Below are 16,207 nucleotides of genomic sequence, written 5' to 3' on the forward strand. Positions count from 1 at the left end.
ACATATTCAGAAAACACGAATAAACTAATGACATACGAGGTGAAACAAATGACAAAACAACATTTAATCGCATTAGATTTGGATGGGACGTTGCTATCCGATCAGAAAGTAATCAGCGAAAAAAATAAACAAATTTTATTCCGGGCAATGGATGAAGGACATATCGTTGTCATTGCAACAGGTCGACCACATCGTGCTAGTATTCAATACTATAAAGAACTAGGTCTGAAAACACCTATGGTTAACTTCAACGGTGCTTTGATTCACCATCCAGAAGATTCAAAATGGGATGCACTTCATAATCCAATGCCAAAAAGAACCGCACTTAGCATCGTAGAAACCTGCTATAACTTAGATGTACATAATGTTCTGGCCGAGGTTAAGGATAATGTATTTCTTGATAAATTCGATCAGAATATAATTGATATCTTCCATCAAACTGAAAATGATTCTCCTTTTACCATCGGAAGTTTAAAGAGTAAGCTAACAGAAGATCCTACATCATTACTAATTCATCCAAAAGAAGATCATATCGCTTCACTACGTGATCACCTCGATGATTTTCATGCAGAAGTTATTGAACACCGTAAATGGGGTGCTCCTTGGAATATCATTGAAATCGTGAAAAAAGGAATTAATAAAGCAGTGGGGCTACAAAAAATTGCCCATTACTATCAAATTCCTCAAGAACGAATTATTGCGTTCGGAGATGAGGATAATGACTTCGAAATGATTGAATACGCAGGTGTTGGTGTTGCTATGGGAAATGCAATTGACCCATTAAAAAACTTGGCGAAACATATTACCGATACGAATGAAGCAAATGGTATTAGTGTCTTTCTAGAAGATTACTTAAAATTAGAGCCTTCAAATGTTAAGTAAAAGCAAGCCTACCGAATTTTTCCTACAATAAAATTAAACCAGTATTCCATACTATAAGTGAACGTATATAAGCGTTCACTTTTTTGTTGGGAGGAATCGTCTTGGGCAAAGGGAGCAAATCCAAAAGATTTAGTCAACAAAGTGCTGATGCTGTAAGAAAGCATGATGAAAAATTCCCTTATCGCTCTAACTTTACTGATAAAGAGCGAAAACAGGAAGAAGCAGATAACCATACGGTAGGAGGGTTTTAAATGCAGAACAACCTTTTTCAGCAAGCTAAAGATGCTATGTCTCGTTTAACAAATATGAACGGGGCCTCTGAACAAGATCAACAAGCTGCTCATAATGCAATACAAGCTGCTTTAACCGATGCTACTCCAGAAGAGAAGCAACAATTACAGCAGCTACAACAGCAGCTTGAGCAACACAAACTTAGCTAGCCTCCGTTAGCATTGACTTTTTCTATCCATTTCGTATATCCCCAAAAAAGTACGATAATGCTTGTGATGGTAATAGCCAATTCATTCTCCGGATGAAACGGGATTACTGAATAAGCAGGCTTTCCAAGGGTGTTCCAAGGAGAATTGGAGCACCCTTTTCTATTTCGCTTTTTTCTTACACATTTTTCTGCTAATATAGATTTAAAAGATGCAATATTAGGGAGGTAATCCGATGGGAGTTAGAGCTGAAGCGACACCAAACCCAAATGCGATTAAATTTACAACAGACAAGCTAATCTTTGAAGGTACAAATAGTATTTCGGTTATGCCCGGTGATACAAGTGAACATGAAATTATGAATGATTTAATGAAACTTGAAGGCGTAGATAATGTATTTGGCTACCAAAACTTTATCACAGTAAACAAAAGCTTTGATGCAGAATGGGACGATGTAACCCCAAGTGTCAAAGAAGTGTTTGAAAAGCACGGATATTAATACATAAAAAAACTTGCAGGATAGTTTCTGCAAGTTTTTTTCAATTTACTGTTGTCATAAAAGGATTATTTATGTCCTTTTCTAAAAATCCTGTTAAACATAACATTGCTTTGGCAGCATAAATTAACTCCTCTTCCACTATTCCTTGCGAAAGAAGCCATATATACCTGCCGTTTCAACGATATTCGCAAATGCATCTGGATCCACTTCTTTTATAATTCTCTCTAAATCATATAGTTCATAGCGTGTAATGACTAAATAGAGCATATTCTTATTTTCATTGGTATACGCACCAACTGCAGGTAGGATGGTTATACCACGTACCATGTTTTTGTGGATGGCTTGTTGTAATTCCTTTGCCTTTCTTGTCACTATCATGGCCGTGAGTTTTTCATGTCTTGTATGAATTGCGTCAATTACTCGTGTAGTGACATATAGCGTAAGTAATGTATAAAGTGCATTTTCTGGTTCATATAAAATACCTGCAAATGCAATAATGACCGCATTCAAGGATAGAAAATAAATGCCAATTGGTTTATCATTTATTCGTGAGAGAACCATTGCAACAATATCCATACCACCAGTAGATGCACCAATTTTCAGTGTAAATCCGACACCGATACCTGCTACTAGTCCACCAAATACTGCATTTAAAATAATATCTTCCGATAACTGAACCAGCGGTATTACTTCTAAAAATAACGAGGTAAAAATGACCGAGACAATGCTATAAATTGTAAAACCTTTTCCTACTTTAAACCAACCCAATATGAAGACTGGAATATTTAATAGTAATAGTAGAATCCCCGTAGAAATACCGATTCCGACAAAGTCATTGAAAACACTCGAAATTAACTGTGCCGCTCCAGTAAATCCACTCGCATACACATTCGCACTAATTAAGAAGAAGTTTAATGATATGGCATTAAACAAGGATCCGATGATGACAACAGCGATTCTTTTTGCTTCTACTAAAAACATAGCAAGCTCCTTTTTTATATCAATTATTTTGACTATATCCCATTATAACTATAAACTAAACATAAAATCATTTATTTATTAGAATTGAAGGTGATTCGATGAGTGTGAAAATTATGGCTGATTCAGCTAGTGACCTGACACAAAGCTACTTTACTGAATATGACATGGAGATGGTATCCTTGACCGTCCACTTAGATGACAAGGATTATGAGGACGGAGTAGCCATTACACCAAAAAATGTTTTTGATGCAATGCGGGAAGGCAAATCTCCCAAAACCTCCCAGGTATCACCACAGACATTTAAAACTATTTTTACCTCTTATGCGGAGTCTAAACAAACTTTGGTTTATTTAGCTTTCTCATCCGAGCTTTCCGGTACATATCAAACAGCTAAAATGATGGAGCAAGAAGTAAAGGAAGAGTATCCGGATGCTGATATCCATGTAATCGATACGAAATGCGCATCAATTGGCTATGGCCTAGTTGTTCTGAATGCTGCTAAACTAGCTAATGAAGGTAAATCAAAGGAAGAAATCATGGAGGATGCGAAAAAACGAGCACTTCATATGGAGCATATTTTTACCGTAGATGATTTAGAATATCTGCAACGTGGCGGACGAGTAAGTAAAGCAGCCGCTTTTGTTGGTACCTTGCTTAATATTAAGCCAATACTTCACGTAGAGGATGGAAAATTAATTCCACTTGAAAAAATGCGTGGAACGAAGAAGCTTCTTGGTCGCATGCTTGAAATTATGGAAGAACGTGGCTTAAACTTCGAAAATCAAACCATCGGTATTAGCCATGGTGACGATTTAGAACGCGCAGAAAAGCTAGCAGAAATGATTAAAGAGAAATTTGGCGTTAAAGATGTTATTATTGAATTTGTCGGCTCCGCAATCGGTGCCCATTCTGGACCTGGTACACTTGCACTATTTTTCTTAAATAAATCTTTTGAATAATAACCAGATAATAAAACTGACTCAATGACCTGAGTCAGTTTTTTTCGTTTTTTTGAAAGCCATGCTTTTTTTTTGAAACAAATCATTCAATGGGTACGTCTTATTCGAAAATGAAATGTTTTTCTGATTTAAGGGGTGAAAAAAATGAAAAAGAAAATTGGGTTAATTAGTATTGGGGTTATTAGCATTGTTATTCTCATGATATTCCTGTTTACAAATCGGATTACAGCAGAAATTCCTTCTGCCTCCAGTTTTGTACCAACTTATAAAGATTGGACGGTACATTTCTCCGAACCGATGAATCCAGATACGTTCACGGAAGAAAACGTCCTTGTACAAAACAAAAGTGGAGAACCGATTGCTGTAACATTAGAATGGAATGAAGCAAACACCATCTTAACACTGCGGGCACCTGAAAGAGGCTACAGCATTGATGAGACATATCAAATAGTTATTTCAAATAATGTGGAAACTGCATCAGGTAGAAATTTATCAAAGAAGTTCTCTCATAACTTCACAGCTGTCGGGGAACTGCCAAGTATTAAGGATCAAAAGCAGCTTATCACCTTACTTGAAGAGCGGATGGAAGCGCAGCAAAAAAATGAATTTGTAACATTTGAAAGTGATACTGGTAGCGCTGAGGCTAAGGAATCTGCGGATACGGCAGTAGCTGATGAAAGCTCATCCGGTGATGGCTCTTCTAATACAAATGTCCAAGTGGATGGGGTCGATGAGGCCGATATCATAAAAACAAACGGAGAATCAATTTTCTTTGTTCGAGACGGTGATATAATTATTACCTCAACAGATGAAGAAAATAGTGAAGTACTCAGCCAAATTAAGCTAGAAAATTACTATCCAAATGAAATATATTTGCACGATAAGCTATTAATAACGATAGGAAATAAATCTGAGCCATTGCGGAAAGTTAAAGAATCCGATAAAGAGCCTGGAGAAACGGTTGACAGTGAAATTGGCATCTATGAACCAATGTATTCTAGTCAAACAACAGTCTATATTTACGATGTTCAAAACCCAGAAGAACCAAAACAAATACGTGAAGTAAGTCATGAAGGCTATTACAATACTTCCAGAATATTAGATGGTTATCTTTATCTAATAGCCAATGAACATCCTCCCTTTCATATCCTAGAACAAGAAGATGTAGAAGTACGTCCATTTATTAAGGATACAGCAATTAGCGAAGCCAGTAAGCCAGTAGATTTTAACGATATGTACTTCTTCCCAGAGAGTGATGAGGAGCAGTTTTTAATTTTGGCATCTATTGATTTGGAGGATATGGAAAAGGAGGCCAATATAGAGACATACCTTGGCGCCTCTGAACAAATCTATATGTCTCAAGAAAATCTTTATGTAGCAGTAAATAAATACACGGATACGGAGTCTTCTAAATCAACATCAAGTGATAAGGCAGAGATTATGATTTGGCGACCAGAAAATGTCGATACTGAAATTACCCAGTTTCAAATTGATAATGGTTCATTAACATATAATGCTTCTACAGTAGTAAACGGTACACTAATCAATCAATTTGCAATGGACGAACGCGACAACACCTTTCGAGTTGCTACAACCAAGGAGAACTGGGAGGATGATGAGCAAGCTTCTACCAATAATCTGTACACCTTTGATCAGAACCTACAACCGCTTGGTTCTGTTGAAGGACTTGCTGAAGGAGAACGAATTTATAGTGTTCGTTTTATGAAAGATGTAGCGTATATGGTAACATTCAAACAGGTTGACCCGTTATTTGTAATCGACCTTAAAGACCCTGCAAATCCTACCGTATTAGGAGAATTAAAAATACCAGGATTTAGTAATTACTTGCACCCATTAGATGAAAATCATGTCATAGGATTTGGACAACATACCAAACTAATCGAAGAAGAAGGTATGAATGAACCAAGGGTCCAAACAGCCGGAGTAAAAATTTCTGTTTTTGACGTCAGTGATCCAACAAACCCAACAGAAAAATACAGTGAAGTTATTGGGCAAGGGGGTTCATACTCTGAAATCTTGCATAATCACAAGGCTTTATATCAACACCCGACAGAAAACCTATTTGGCTTCCCGGCAGTTTTATCCGAAACTAAGCTCATTAATAAAGGAGATATTTCCTATGAGGAGTACAATCCTATTTTTGAAGGGGCAATCCTCTACAAAATAACTGCTGAAGATGGGATACAACTGTATGATACAGTTACGCATCAAGCTGAGTTTGATGAATATCCAGAATGGACATCGGAGATAAAGAGAATGGTATCCGTTGATGATACACTGTACACATTCTCATGGAATCAAATGAAAGTATATGATATTTCCAGCCAACAAGTTGTGAAATCCGTTGACTTACCCGAGCTTCACATCAACTATTAATTAGAAGGGAGAATACAAATGATGTATTCTCCTTTTTTGCATGTGAGTTGGCTTGTTATTAGGACTTTAGATTTTGGCACGGAACTTTAACCTTTTTCTGCCATTCTTTAGCCTTTTCACATTTTTAGCATGTTTTATTAAATTCTCACATATATTTTTTATACAGTCGTACTTGGTATATGTTCAGAAGGAGGATAGATATGCTAATAAACGAATTAATTTCTGTCTATGAAACGGAACGACAAGAATCCCCTAAAACACTAAATGATTTATTAGACTACTTTCAAAAGAAGTATATTGCTGGTGACATTGATATTAAATCCTATCGAGACATATATAATTTCTTACATCAACAGGGTGCTACTTCAGCACACGAATATGTATAATTGAAACCGAAGTCCTAAGCTAGGGCTTTTTCTTTTGCATAAAATTTTCTCATGGTTTCGCTGAAAATGGGTAAAATGGATAACATATTCTTACATAGGAGGCTAATCACGTGACAGCAAATAAAGACCCAAAAACTCCACCACCACAGGAGCAAGATCAGCAACCGGGAATTGAATCCAACATGCATCCAGAGCCAGAGTATATCCGAAAAGACTATAAAGGAAGTCAAAAACTAGACGGTAAAGTTGCTATTATAACAGGGGGAGACAGTGGTATTGGGCGTTCGATAAGTGTGCATTATGCTCAAGAAGGTGCGAATGTCGCAATTATATATCTCAACGAGGATAAAGATGCCCATGAAACGAAGCAATTAGTTGAAAGTGCTGGGCAGAAATGCCTTCTAATAGCGGGGGATATTGCAGATCCTGCATTTTGTAATCAGGCAGTTAAGCAAGTAATGGATCAATTTAACCAAATTGATATCGTGATTAATAATGCAGCAGAGCAGCATCCACAAAGTGATTTTATGAATATCTCCCAAAATCAATTGGAGCGTACCTTTAAGACGAATGTATTTGGGATGTTTTATATGACGCAAGCTGCATTACCTCATATGAAAAAAGGAAGTACCATTATTAATACTTCCTCCATTACAGCATATCAAGGAAATAAGGATTTAATTGATTATAGCTCTACCAAAGGTGCAATAACTACATTTACAAGGTCCCTATCGGAATCATTAATTGGCAAAGGGATTCGTGTGAATGCTGTTGCTCCAGGTCCGATTTGGACCCCACTTATCCCTTCTACCTTTAATGCAAAAAAGGTCGATACCTTTGGATCTAATACTCCAATGAAACGTATGGGCCAGCCTAAAGAACTCGGACCAGCATATGTGTATTTAGCAAGTGAAGACTCGAGCTACGTCTCAGGAGAGGTGATCCACATAAATGGTGGAACCATTGTAAATGGCTAACTTTATGACAGGATGCTATGTCAACAACTGGCATCTGTCTTTAACAATTCTAATAGTACATCTTGATCCTCAGGGTACGCATGTATCATTGAAGCCACGTCATCAAATGACTTCCAACCAACCTCAATGATTGTGTTATCAGGATCTTGTATACCGAGACTTTCACCTATTTTCCGAACGAGAAAGTATGACGTTCTAACGAAAATCCCTTCTATTTCAGTTTCTTTGACAAAGCGCTCATTGATTATCTCTACTGAATAGCCAGTTTCTTCCTTCACCTCACGAATACAGCATTCCTCAGGGGTCTCACCATTTTCCATCCCACCCGATGGAACTGCCCAGCCTTCTGTGTCGTTTGCCTTTACCATTAAAACCTCATGTTGGTCATTAATACAAATTGCTGCTGAACCGTACCATTCTTTCATCTCTCTCCTCCACTCTAATCCTTACTTTCATGTCAATCGATACAAGAAATGATTCGATAATCTACTTCATCGATATAGCCAATCTCCTCTTGTAAATCCCATAGTATAATCTGAGAGGTTTCAGTATTCTCTTGAAAGGGCATCAACCGATCTATGGTTGAGGTATATACAGGGTTATACTTTACGCTGGCTGTTTCAATATGTTCAGACTTTAATAAGCCTTTAAAAGTCAGTTCTGCTACAAGTTGCCCTGTCTCCTCAAACAGCTCTCGTTTGGCACAATCCATTGGAGTCTCATTCCCCTCACGACTCCCTGCAGGTATTTCCCACTGTTTGCGCCAGATATTATAACATAGAAGAAATTTCCCACTGCATCGAATGACAGCAAACGAACCTGCTAATGGATAATATGTATTCATGCTTGATTCTTCAACTTTAATGAAATCACGAAATTTCCAGCCATTATTCTTCATGAAAACCACTCTGATTTCTCCTTTACTATCTCTATTCTGCAATTAACTGTATGTCATCCCAACCATATGCAAGAAGAACTAAATCATCTCCTCCAATTGTAATTGATTTATTATCAACAATTAGCCTTGCACCCATATTTTCATAAAAGGTTTTAGAAGAATTATCGGCTAACACCCAAACTAATGCTGTATTCATTTGCAGACTGATGAATCTTTGAAAAAGAACCTGCAATAATTGCTTACCAACACCTTGACCTTGATACTCGCTTAAAATATAGATGGAGGTAATATCTCCATCATAGCCGGGGTAATTGCCACTTCGTTCTCTCCCACCGTCTACAAACCCTATAATTTTACCTTCAGGATTTTCAGCTACAAATACATGATTGTCATCTCTACTAATATTGCGTTCCCAAAGCTCTGTTCGTTGTTCGTAGGAAAGCCTATTTAAATATTCATCTTTAATGATTCCACTATAGGTAGTTCTCCAACAATCAACATGCACCCTTGCTATTGCTTTCGCATCGGAAAATTTTCCTTCTCTTATGCGCATGGTACTCTTCCCCCCATTACCTGTAAAATTCTTTACACAAATTTTCAGCTACCTTATGCTTATAATTATATTTCGATTAAAAGCACAAAAATCCTTTAACTTTCAACAGAATGCAAATAGATTGTATAGAAAGGGACGTCATCGAATGAAGAAGGGAATTATCTCATATGGAGAAGCATTTATTGATTATATTGCGATAGACCAGAATAATGATCGATTTAATCGCTATCTAGGAGGAACGACAATCAACGTAGCGGTAGGTGTGCGTAGATTAGGAAGTCCGGCTTCTTATCTATGTAAGAAAGGAACGGATGAAACAAGTGATTTTGTTGTGAATGCTCTAAAAAATGAAGGAGTGGATGTATCGTATAGTAAAACTAGTCCGAACAAACAAATATGTAGGGTCTATATTCATCGTAATGAACAAGGTGACCGTTACTTCCATACCTATATTGACCAGACGCCTGATGAACAGTTGCAAGAGGATGAGTTGGATGCTCATTTTTTTCATCATGCTGCTATACTATACGTTGGATCTGGTACCCTTTTCAATCCGATTTCTCGACAGACTACAAAAGCTGCAATTGAATTAGCGAAGAACTCCAATACACTTGTAGCTTTTGATGCCAATATTCGAATGAAGCGATGGGAAAGCGAACAAATTTGTAGAGAGACAATCAAGGATATCCTTCCAGCTATCGATGTTTTGAAGTTATCCGATGAAGAATTATTATTCTTAATGCAGTCCTCAACTATTGAAGCAGCATTACAGAAGCTTACCCATTACCATATTCCATTTATTTGGATTACTAAAGGGGAAAATGGTGCTATCGCCATTCATAATCAGATCCGTATCGAAGTTGCCGTTTCCCATGTGGATGTCGTTGATACTACAGGAGCGGGCGATGCATTTATGGCTGGTATACTACATTGTATTGATAAAAAGGGACTGCCGACTAATATCCAGAAGCTACGGGAATACACTGAATTCGCTAATAAACTTGGTGCTATCACCTGTACGAAGCAAGGTTCCCTTTCAGCTTTCACTTAAATTCGATAGGATGTTATTTCTTTCATTTTGGCATGTTTGCCTGCACTGACAAAACGATAAACGTCACAAAAATCCTGTTTTGTTTGGTCACCAAACTCTAAGTATCCATTAACAGAAGCGCTACTTCCATGTGTAATTATATTTTCTATATGTAACGCAATAACGCTGTTTTTTAGGAGTTGCTGAAATTGTTCCATAACAATTTTCTTCCCTTTGGTTTTCTTTGTTCCGATTTGGTTCCATATCACTTCATCCGAAAGAAAATCATTCAGCAACTCTATATCAGCGGTTACTAAAGCAATATTGAATTGTCTGAGTATCTCTTTTCTTGGAGCATTACCACATTCTTCCTGGCAATATACTTTTATATCTTTTACCACATCATATTGGCTTCCCATCATGTACCTCCTAATTCATCGAATAAATTATCTGGCATCTAAAATGGTTATCCAAACCGCTAGCCATTCGTTATGCATGATTACGCTTTATCTGGATAGGTTTCTTGTAAAAATTTTATGGATTGTTGAATTAATGCCCTTAATACATCAACATCGATATCAGCTATTTTATTAATGTAGACACATGCTTTTCCAGTTGTATGCTTTCCGAAATCATTTAATAGTTTTTCGCGCTCCGTGTCACCTGTTGCAAAATAGAGACTAATTTTTGCTTTACGAGGTGAAAATCCCACTAGTGGAGCATCACCTTCGTGACCAGACGCGTATTTATAATGGTAAGATCCAAAACCAATAATGCTAGGTCCCCACATCTTGGCAGGATATCCCGTTGTCTCTGTAAAAATATCTAGAAGTTTATATGCATCTTCTTTCTTCTTTGGAGAATCTACAGCTTCAATGAATTCTAGTACACTATTATCATTTTCTTTCGTCTTTAGCTCGTACATCCTATCGCTCCCTTTCTTTTTGTAATAGTATAGCCTTTTAATAGATTATCCAACAGGAGAATGCATGTAAGGCTTTAATGAATATTAATGATTATCCTTGCCTTCACTGATTGTTATTTTTCTTTCAAAGAATTTTAACTATTCTCATTTAATTTTAGCTAATATTTAAAACAGTTACAACAAGCAAAAAGCAGCATTAGTTTCCTAATGCTGCTTTCCATTACTTACCTTCTCTTTTTTTCTGTTTTCTACTCAAGTATATAACGCCTGCTATAAACAATAGGAAAACAACTACAATTGGTGCAATAAATCCCCAATTTATCCCTGTATCTTCTTCAATAACAAACACATCAGCTGTTTCTCTTGCTAATCCTATTTTATAGTCACCATTTTCCAATTGACGAACTAGATTATCACCTAATAGACCTCGTAACTGCACATTTGAGTCTAGGTCAGTTATGGAAACTGCTCTTGAAACACTGTCATTATTAATGGCAATATACATGGTTTCGTCTTGATAAGAGCGCTTAAACACACTCATACCTTCATCAGATCCAACGAGTTCAAAATCACCATATTGTAAGACTGGAAATTCTGTACGGAGAGCAAGTACCTTCGAGTATACTTCCTCCAATTCTTCTTCACCGCTGTTAAAATCAACTAATCGTTGTGCTTCTTCAATACCAGACCCATACATTGGGATATCAGACCCTTGAAAAATAGAGACGACCCCAGGACTTGTCAACATATAAGTTAATGCGAGTTGCCAGGTTGTTACAGCATTTCTTCCATTCTCCGCTGCTCTTTGCGTGAATCGTTCCACTGTTCTATTATCTAAATAAATGAGCCCTTCTTTATTCTCATTTGATTTCCATGCTTGATAAATATCTTCAACAGGATTATTGACGTTGATGAATACATCAGCCATTGCCTTTGAAAGCTCTTGATTCTCTACAGCATCTATCGTTGAAATATCAACAAGCTCTTCAGAAGCATTATTTACTACATCAGCTACAATATAAAAATCAGAGTTCTCTTTCTTTAACTCTGCTGTCATGGTACCCATAAAGCCAACAGACGCTTTATCAGCCGCATGTAAAATAAATCCGTCAACATTTCCTTCGTTCATCCAATATTTTGCTATATCCAATAGCATGTTTTGAACATCTGGGTTTTCCTGATTTAATACAGCAACATTCTCAAACCACTCGGCATTCACTACATTCGCATCAGCCTTATCTATCAACCAGTCCTCTTTTTCAGGATCACCAACAATTGGATGACTCTCAGCTACATAATTTGTCACAAGCTCAAGCATAACCTTCATATCACGTTTATGAGCTTCTTCCACCAACTCATGCAAGTCTTCCATCGTTCCAAATTCTTCCTCCACGGAATAAAAGTCCTCAATCCAGTAACCGTGATAGCCATCAGGAGCATTTTCCATTATTGGAGAAAGTGATATTGTTGTATATCCTAAATCCTTTAAATCATCTAGCTTTAACTTTATTCCTTCTAAATCCCCACCGTGGTATGCATAAGGATCATCAATTCGAACCTCATCACTAAATGCTTGATCCCCATTATTAAAACGATCAACCATCACCTCATAGATTATTTCTTTTTGTATTGATTTTTCCGCTGCAAAGCTTACAACTGGGTATGTATATACAATTAATAAAATCGCTATTAACAATAGTATTGCAATTTTCTTCATTCATCTTCCTCCAGCTTTTTTAATCATTCTTGTACTATTATTAACCTTTCATACAAATAGTCAACGATATCTACCAAATTGTTAAAAATACGCCACAAAAAAAGCTATTCCAATAATAACGGAATAGCTTTTTTTCATAGTACCTTAACCGAACCAAACACCATTTGGTAAACGGAAGAAGCCTAAAGCAATGGTAATTAAAAATGCTACTACAAGCTGAATCCACCCAGCTTTTGCCGAGTCATTATCTTTAATTTTTCCTAATGTCATTTCCATTGCTGCGATTACCCAAACACCAGCCAGGCCTTTAATAATCGCTTCGACCAAATACGGATTATCTCCCTTGAAGAATGTAGCGATAAGGTCTCCACCAGAATACAAAATTAATAGATAGTCTAAACGAAGAATCATTTGCACAATTTTTGAAGCTTTTTCACTACCTTGCTTATGTAATATCACTGCAACAATAAACAATATGAAAGCAAGTGCCCATGCTGTAATATGTAGATGTGTATTCATCTAACTCCTCCTAATTCATACTCTTTTCTTTTTCATACAAGCCTATAACATTTCTAACCTATCATAACATGTTCGCATTTAAATACATATGAAAAATTTTTGACAATAAATTTCATTTTTATTCTCTTTCCGCACAAAATCTATTATAATAAGAAAAAATGTATATTTATACATATGCTATCTATTTGATAATTTGCGAAGTTGTGTTACATTGCTATTATAGGAGGGATTTTATGGCAAAATTAAGTGAATCGATTATTAACCAAACTGAATCTTATGGCGCGAAAAACTACCACCCACTGCCAGTTGTTGTAGCAAAAGCTGAGGGTGTTTGGATTGAAGATCCTGAAGGAAATCGTTACATGGATATGTTAAGCGCATATTCCGCAGTGAACCAAGGACACCGTCATCCAAAAATTATTGATGCTTTGGTTAAACAAGCAGGAAGAGTAACCTTAACATCTCGTGCATTTCACAATGACCAACTTGGCCCATGGTACGAAAAAATATGTCAGCTAACAAATAAAGATATGGCCCTTCCAATGAATACTGGTGCAGAGGCTGTTGAAACTGCGGTCAAGGCCGCACGTCGTTGGGCATATGATGTAAAAGGCGTTGCTGAAGATAAAGCAGAAATTATTGCTTGTGTAGGAAACTTCCACGGTCGCACAATGCTTGCTGTTTCCCTATCATCTGAAGAAGAATATAAACGTGGATTTGGTCCAATGCTTCCAGGCATCAAATTAATTCCTTATGGCGATATTGATGCATTAAAGGCAGCGATAACTGAGAATACTGCTGGTTTCCTATTTGAACCAATTCAAGGTGAAGCTGGTATTGTAATTCCACCAGAAGGATTCCTAAAAGAAGCATATGAGGTATGTAAAGATAATAATGTGCTATACATAGCGGACGAAATTCAAGCAGGTCTAGCACGTACAGGTAAAATGTTTGCTTGTGACTGGGAAGAAGTAGAGCCTGACATGCTAATCTTAGGTAAGGCACTTGGTGGCGGCGTGATGCCTATCTCCTGTGTAGTTGCCAATAAAGATATTCTTGGTGTTTTTAACCCAGGATCACATGGTTCAACATTTGGTGGTAACCCACTGGCATGTGCCGTATCACTAGCTTCTCTTGAAGTACTGGAAGAGGAAAAATTAGCGGAACGCTCTTTAGAGCTAGGGAACTACATGATGGAAGAACTAAGAAAAATTGATAATCCAGTCATTAAAGAAGTTCGTGGTAAAGGATTATTTGTAGGTGTTGAATTAAACGAACCTGCTCGTTCCTATTGTGAAGCATTGAAAGAAAGAGGATTACTATGTAAAGAAACACATGAAAATGTAATTCGCTTCGCTCCACCACTAATCATTGACAAAAAGGATTTAGACTGGGCATTAGGACATATAAAAGAAGTATTAAAAGGTTAAACGAAAAAGGTGCCGAGTGGCACCTTTTTTATTCGGAAAAAAACCTGCGCGGGATTGATTGGATGGTTGGTTGGTAATTCGACGAGTTAATTGTTTATCAGCGGCACCCAATTTTATCAGCGGTTCTCCTCCATTTATCAGCGTTTTTTCATTTATATCAGCGGATCACCTCCACATTTCAGCGTTCAGACTATTTTATCAGCGAATCTCCTCCATATATTAGCGGCACCCAATTTATTTAGTCAACTAACAATACTACCCCCCGCCCTATAACTTTCAACAATTTTAAACCGTTACATAAACTGATGATGAGGAGGATTCATATGCCAGCAAAAGTAGGAGCTGTAAAAGTTAATAATGTTTCGTCATCTAGTATTTTTAACATTGGTGACGTATATTCCATGAGTCCAGTAAGTTCTGCGAAAACCTTTGCTGGTGGGGGATCATTTAATACTGGTGATGGTATACGAATCAACCTTAATCAATCGAATACGTATGTCTATGACAAGGACATCGTTGACCAGTCAAGATCGGAGTGAGAAGCATGAATATTACGGTTCACCAGTCGATTCATATCAATCTATTACGTGTGGGAGCAATTACAAACTCCTCTGTATTACAAATTGGTAGTACTGGATGCATATTAGCTCAGTCTGACATCTATAATACTGGAGGATTTACCGAGCTCGCAGAAGAGGCAACACCTGCTGGGTCAAGTACATTACCATTGATTCCACTAACACAGCCTGTTCAATAACATATTTTTAACATTCGCATACATTATTATAGGTATTCGCCTAGTAAAGGAGTGCGATTTGATGAATATGTATGAGTGGAATCAATATTTGTACGATTTTCAGCAAACTATCTACAAACAAAATCAACAGATTCAAGAACTAGAGGCAAAGATTAATCATCTTGAAGCATTAATCAACGAGAAAAATACACATTCAGTTGAAACGATTGAGTACCATTTTGATCAGCTTAAAATTGAACGGTTAGATGGAACGTTACACATCGGTTTATCACCTTCCGAATTAGCAAACATTGATGATTTAGATATCCCTAAACCAAAAAAGCATATGCAAGATAAACAGTTTCATGCAGTAGAGCAAGAGCTCATTCCTAACTTAAATAGCTATATACAAAATCAAGGACCTGAAATGATACGAACCCTATCAACTAAATATGAAAAACCTATTGAAAAAGATTTTGAAGTAGCTATGATTAACGATATTAAAAATCAAATTCCTAGTCGTATTGAATTCTATGAAAAAGAAGCGAAGCAAAAGCATCAAATTTCAAATCGGAATCAATTAGAAAGCTATATTACCGATCAAGTTAAAAAAGAAATATATCATTCCATTGAAAAATACATGCAAGGTCAGCATTCAAAAGGAGAATCATCATGAATTTAGAAGTGCATAATTGGGGGTTATGTGTGGGAGACGTACGAATTGAAGCAATCGCCTCCTCATCTGCTTTTTTAATTGGTGATAACGAAACGATTAAGCTTTCTTCATTTTATGATACGCCACCTGAATCGTATGTAATTGGTACAATTGTTCCATTATCACCAGAATAACTTTTGGTGAGTGAATGATGAATCGTTTCTAT

At 36.9% G+C, this 16,207-nt stretch carries 22 protein-coding genes; 14 read left to right on the top strand and 8 right to left on the bottom strand.

Going from position 1 to position 16,207, the window contains the following annotated elements; all coding sequences use genetic code 11:
• Positions 1–48 precede the first annotated feature (48 nt).
• From ABC228_RS10710 to ABC228_RS10725, 4 genes are all read left to right on the top strand, one after another.
• On the top strand, positions 49–882 hold the full coding sequence (locus ABC228_RS10710; RefSeq protein ID WP_345825126.1) for a Cof-type HAD-IIB family hydrolase: 834 nt from the start codon (positions 49–51) through the stop codon (positions 880–882).
• A 101-nt stretch (positions 883–983) separates the two neighbouring features.
• Positions 984–1,133 (top strand): hypothetical protein, encoded by a 150-nt coding sequence (locus ABC228_RS10715; RefSeq protein WP_345825127.1) that lies wholly within the window; start codon positions 984–986, stop codon positions 1,131–1,133.
• A complete protein-coding gene (locus ABC228_RS10720; RefSeq protein ID WP_345825128.1) occupies positions 1,134–1,322 on the top strand; it encodes a DUF3813 family protein in 189 nt (62 codons plus the stop codon).
• Between the two features lie 232 nt (positions 1,323–1,554).
• Complete coding sequence (locus tag ABC228_RS10725) at positions 1,555–1,818, top strand: NifU N-terminal domain-containing protein (RefSeq protein WP_345825129.1); 264 nt, start codon at positions 1,555–1,557, stop codon at positions 1,816–1,818.
• Between the two features lie 138 nt (positions 1,819–1,956).
• Here ABC228_RS10725 and ABC228_RS10730 read toward each other — a convergent pair whose 3' ends face one another.
• Positions 1,957–2,799: a YitT family protein gene (locus tag ABC228_RS10730; RefSeq protein WP_345825130.1), complete on the bottom strand. Its 843-nt coding sequence runs from the start codon at positions 2,797–2,799 to the stop codon at positions 1,957–1,959.
• Between the two features lie 98 nt (positions 2,800–2,897).
• Between ABC228_RS10730 and ABC228_RS10735 the strand changes: the two genes are divergently transcribed.
• The 4 genes from ABC228_RS10735 to ABC228_RS10750 all read left to right on the top strand — a co-directional run bounded on the left by ABC228_RS10735 (position 2,898) and on the right by ABC228_RS10750 (position 7,518).
• Complete coding sequence (locus tag ABC228_RS10735) at positions 2,898–3,758, top strand: DegV family protein (RefSeq protein WP_345825131.1); 861 nt, start codon at positions 2,898–2,900, stop codon at positions 3,756–3,758.
• 144 nt (positions 3,759–3,902) lie between these two features.
• Positions 3,903–6,155, top strand: coding sequence for a beta-propeller domain-containing protein (locus tag ABC228_RS10740; protein WP_345825132.1), 2,253 nt, complete (start codon positions 3,903–3,905; stop codon positions 6,153–6,155).
• Positions 6,156–6,355: 200 nt separating this feature from the next.
• Positions 6,356–6,541 carry a YppF family protein gene (yppF, locus tag ABC228_RS10745; protein WP_345825133.1) on the top strand — a complete coding sequence of 62 codons (186 nt, stop codon included), beginning with the start codon at positions 6,356–6,358 and terminating at the stop codon, positions 6,539–6,541.
• Between the two features lie 110 nt (positions 6,542–6,651).
• Positions 6,652–7,518 (top strand): SDR family oxidoreductase, encoded by an 867-nt coding sequence (locus ABC228_RS10750; protein WP_345825134.1) that lies wholly within the window; start codon positions 6,652–6,654, stop codon positions 7,516–7,518.
• Between the two features lie 20 nt (positions 7,519–7,538).
• Here the strand turns inward: ABC228_RS10750 and ABC228_RS10755 are convergent, their stop codons facing one another.
• Genes ABC228_RS10755 through ABC228_RS10765 form a run of 3 tightly spaced genes read right to left on the bottom strand, consistent with a single transcriptional unit; the run spans position 7,539 to position 8,969 of the window.
• Complete coding sequence (locus ABC228_RS10755; RefSeq protein WP_345825135.1) at positions 7,539–7,943, bottom strand: NUDIX hydrolase; 405 nt, start codon at positions 7,941–7,943, stop codon at positions 7,539–7,541.
• A 32-nt stretch (positions 7,944–7,975) separates the two neighbouring features.
• Positions 7,976–8,416 carry an NUDIX domain-containing protein gene (locus ABC228_RS10760; protein WP_345825519.1) on the bottom strand — a complete coding sequence of 147 codons (441 nt, stop codon included), beginning with the start codon at positions 8,414–8,416 and terminating at the stop codon, positions 7,976–7,978.
• Positions 8,417–8,447: 31 nt separating this feature from the next.
• Positions 8,448–8,969, bottom strand: a complete 522-nt coding sequence (locus tag ABC228_RS10765) for a GNAT family N-acetyltransferase (protein WP_345825136.1) — start codon at positions 8,967–8,969, stop codon at positions 8,448–8,450.
• Positions 8,970–9,114: 145 nt separating this feature from the next.
• Here ABC228_RS10765 and ABC228_RS10770 point away from each other — a divergent pair, with 145 nt between their 5' ends.
• A complete protein-coding gene (locus ABC228_RS10770; protein WP_345825137.1) occupies positions 9,115–10,020 on the top strand; it encodes a carbohydrate kinase family protein in 906 nt (301 codons plus the stop codon).
• Here ABC228_RS10770 and ABC228_RS10775 read toward each other — a convergent pair.
• The 4 genes from ABC228_RS10775 to ABC228_RS10790 form a co-directional block, all read right to left on the bottom strand.
• Complete coding sequence (locus tag ABC228_RS10775) at positions 10,017–10,418, bottom strand: DUF4440 domain-containing protein (RefSeq protein WP_345825138.1); 402 nt, start codon at positions 10,416–10,418, stop codon at positions 10,017–10,019. The genes ABC228_RS10770 and ABC228_RS10775 overlap by 4 nt on opposite strands.
• Before the next feature lie 80 nt (positions 10,419–10,498).
• Positions 10,499–10,924 carry a DUF1801 domain-containing protein gene (locus ABC228_RS10780; protein ID WP_345825139.1) on the bottom strand — a complete coding sequence of 142 codons (426 nt, stop codon included), beginning with the start codon at positions 10,922–10,924 and terminating at the stop codon, positions 10,499–10,501.
• Between the two features lie 220 nt (positions 10,925–11,144).
• Complete coding sequence (locus tag ABC228_RS10785; RefSeq protein WP_345825141.1) at positions 11,145–12,641, bottom strand: alpha-amylase family glycosyl hydrolase; 1,497 nt, start codon at positions 12,639–12,641, stop codon at positions 11,145–11,147.
• Positions 12,642–12,785: 144 nt separating this feature from the next.
• On the bottom strand, positions 12,786–13,160 hold the full coding sequence (locus tag ABC228_RS10790; RefSeq protein ID WP_345825142.1) for a YisL family protein: 375 nt from the start codon (positions 13,158–13,160) through the stop codon (positions 12,786–12,788).
• Positions 13,161–13,393: 233 nt separating this feature from the next.
• Here ABC228_RS10790 and ABC228_RS10795 point away from each other — a divergent pair, with 233 nt between their 5' ends.
• The 5 genes from ABC228_RS10795 (at position 13,394) to ABC228_RS10815 (ending at position 16,175) form a co-directional block, all read left to right on the top strand.
• The gene (locus tag ABC228_RS10795; RefSeq protein ID WP_345825143.1) at positions 13,394–14,590 is read left to right on the top strand and encodes an ornithine--oxo-acid transaminase; all 1,197 of its coding nucleotides are present in this window, start codon (positions 13,394–13,396) and stop codon (positions 14,588–14,590) included.
• Positions 14,591–14,913: 323 nt separating this feature from the next.
• Positions 14,914–15,129, top strand: coding sequence for a spore germination protein (locus tag ABC228_RS10800; RefSeq protein ID WP_345825144.1), 216 nt, complete (start codon positions 14,914–14,916; stop codon positions 15,127–15,129).
• 5 nt (positions 15,130–15,134) lie between these two features.
• Positions 15,135–15,347, top strand: coding sequence for a spore germination protein GerPB (locus ABC228_RS10805; RefSeq protein ID WP_345825145.1), 213 nt, complete (start codon positions 15,135–15,137; stop codon positions 15,345–15,347).
• 61 nt (positions 15,348–15,408) lie between these two features.
• Complete coding sequence (gene gerPC, locus ABC228_RS10810) at positions 15,409–16,002, top strand: spore germination protein GerPC (RefSeq protein WP_345825146.1); 594 nt, start codon at positions 15,409–15,411, stop codon at positions 16,000–16,002.
• Positions 15,999–16,175 carry a spore gernimation protein GerPD gene (locus ABC228_RS10815; protein WP_345825147.1) on the top strand — a complete coding sequence of 59 codons (177 nt, stop codon included), beginning with the start codon at positions 15,999–16,001 and terminating at the stop codon, positions 16,173–16,175. Before gerPC ends, ABC228_RS10815 begins: the two co-directional genes overlap by 4 nt.
• The last annotated feature ends 32 nt before the right edge of the window (positions 16,176–16,207 follow it).

Origin of the sequence: Ornithinibacillus xuwenensis, assembly GCF_039614845.1 — a bacterium.
Classification (GTDB): Bacteria; Bacillota; Bacilli; order Bacillales; family Amphibacillaceae; genus Ornithinibacillus; species Ornithinibacillus xuwenensis.

Bases quoted from the DNA above. Each gene is read 5' to 3' on its own strand.
- ABC228_RS10710 (WP_345825126.1), top strand. From the start codon at position 49: ATGACAAAACAACATTTAATCGCATTAGATTTGGATGGGACGTTGCTA.
- ABC228_RS10720 (WP_345825128.1), top strand. From the start codon at position 1,134: ATGCAGAACAACCTTTTTCAGCAAGCTAAAGATGCTATGTCTCGTTTA.
- ABC228_RS10725 (WP_345825129.1), top strand. From the start codon at position 1,555: ATGGGAGTTAGAGCTGAAGCGACACCAAACCCAAATGCGATTAAATTT.
- ABC228_RS10730 (WP_345825130.1), bottom strand. From the start codon at position 2,799: ATGTTTTTAGTAGAAGCAAAAAGAATCGCTGTTGTCATCATCGGATCC.
- ABC228_RS10735 (WP_345825131.1), top strand. From the start codon at position 2,898: ATGAGTGTGAAAATTATGGCTGATTCAGCTAGTGACCTGACACAAAGC.
- ABC228_RS10740 (WP_345825132.1), top strand. From the start codon at position 3,903: ATGAAAAAGAAAATTGGGTTAATTAGTATTGGGGTTATTAGCATTGTT.
- yppF (WP_345825133.1), top strand. From the start codon at position 6,356: ATGCTAATAAACGAATTAATTTCTGTCTATGAAACGGAACGACAAGAA.
- ABC228_RS10755 (WP_345825135.1), bottom strand. From the start codon at position 7,943: ATGAAAGAATGGTACGGTTCAGCAGCAATTTGTATTAATGACCAACAT.
- ABC228_RS10760 (WP_345825519.1), bottom strand. From the start codon at position 8,416: ATGAAGAATAATGGCTGGAAATTTCGTGATTTCATTAAAGTTGAAGAA.
- ABC228_RS10765 (WP_345825136.1), bottom strand. From the start codon at position 8,969: ATGCGCATAAGAGAAGGAAAATTTTCCGATGCGAAAGCAATAGCAAGG.
- ABC228_RS10770 (WP_345825137.1), top strand. From the start codon at position 9,115: ATGAAGAAGGGAATTATCTCATATGGAGAAGCATTTATTGATTATATT.
- ABC228_RS10775 (WP_345825138.1), bottom strand. From the start codon at position 10,418: ATGGGAAGCCAATATGATGTGGTAAAAGATATAAAAGTATATTGCCAG.
- ABC228_RS10780 (WP_345825139.1), bottom strand. From the start codon at position 10,924: ATGTACGAGCTAAAGACGAAAGAAAATGATAATAGTGTACTAGAATTC.
- ABC228_RS10785 (WP_345825141.1), bottom strand. From the start codon at position 12,641: ATGAAGAAAATTGCAATACTATTGTTAATAGCGATTTTATTAATTGTA.
- ABC228_RS10790 (WP_345825142.1), bottom strand. From the start codon at position 13,160: ATGAATACACATCTACATATTACAGCATGGGCACTTGCTTTCATATTG.
- ABC228_RS10795 (WP_345825143.1), top strand. From the start codon at position 13,394: ATGGCAAAATTAAGTGAATCGATTATTAACCAAACTGAATCTTATGGC.
- ABC228_RS10800 (WP_345825144.1), top strand. From the start codon at position 14,914: ATGCCAGCAAAAGTAGGAGCTGTAAAAGTTAATAATGTTTCGTCATCT.
- ABC228_RS10805 (WP_345825145.1), top strand. From the start codon at position 15,135: ATGAATATTACGGTTCACCAGTCGATTCATATCAATCTATTACGTGTG.
- gerPC (WP_345825146.1), top strand. From the start codon at position 15,409: ATGAATATGTATGAGTGGAATCAATATTTGTACGATTTTCAGCAAACT.
- ABC228_RS10815 (WP_345825147.1), top strand. From the start codon at position 15,999: ATGAATTTAGAAGTGCATAATTGGGGGTTATGTGTGGGAGACGTACGA.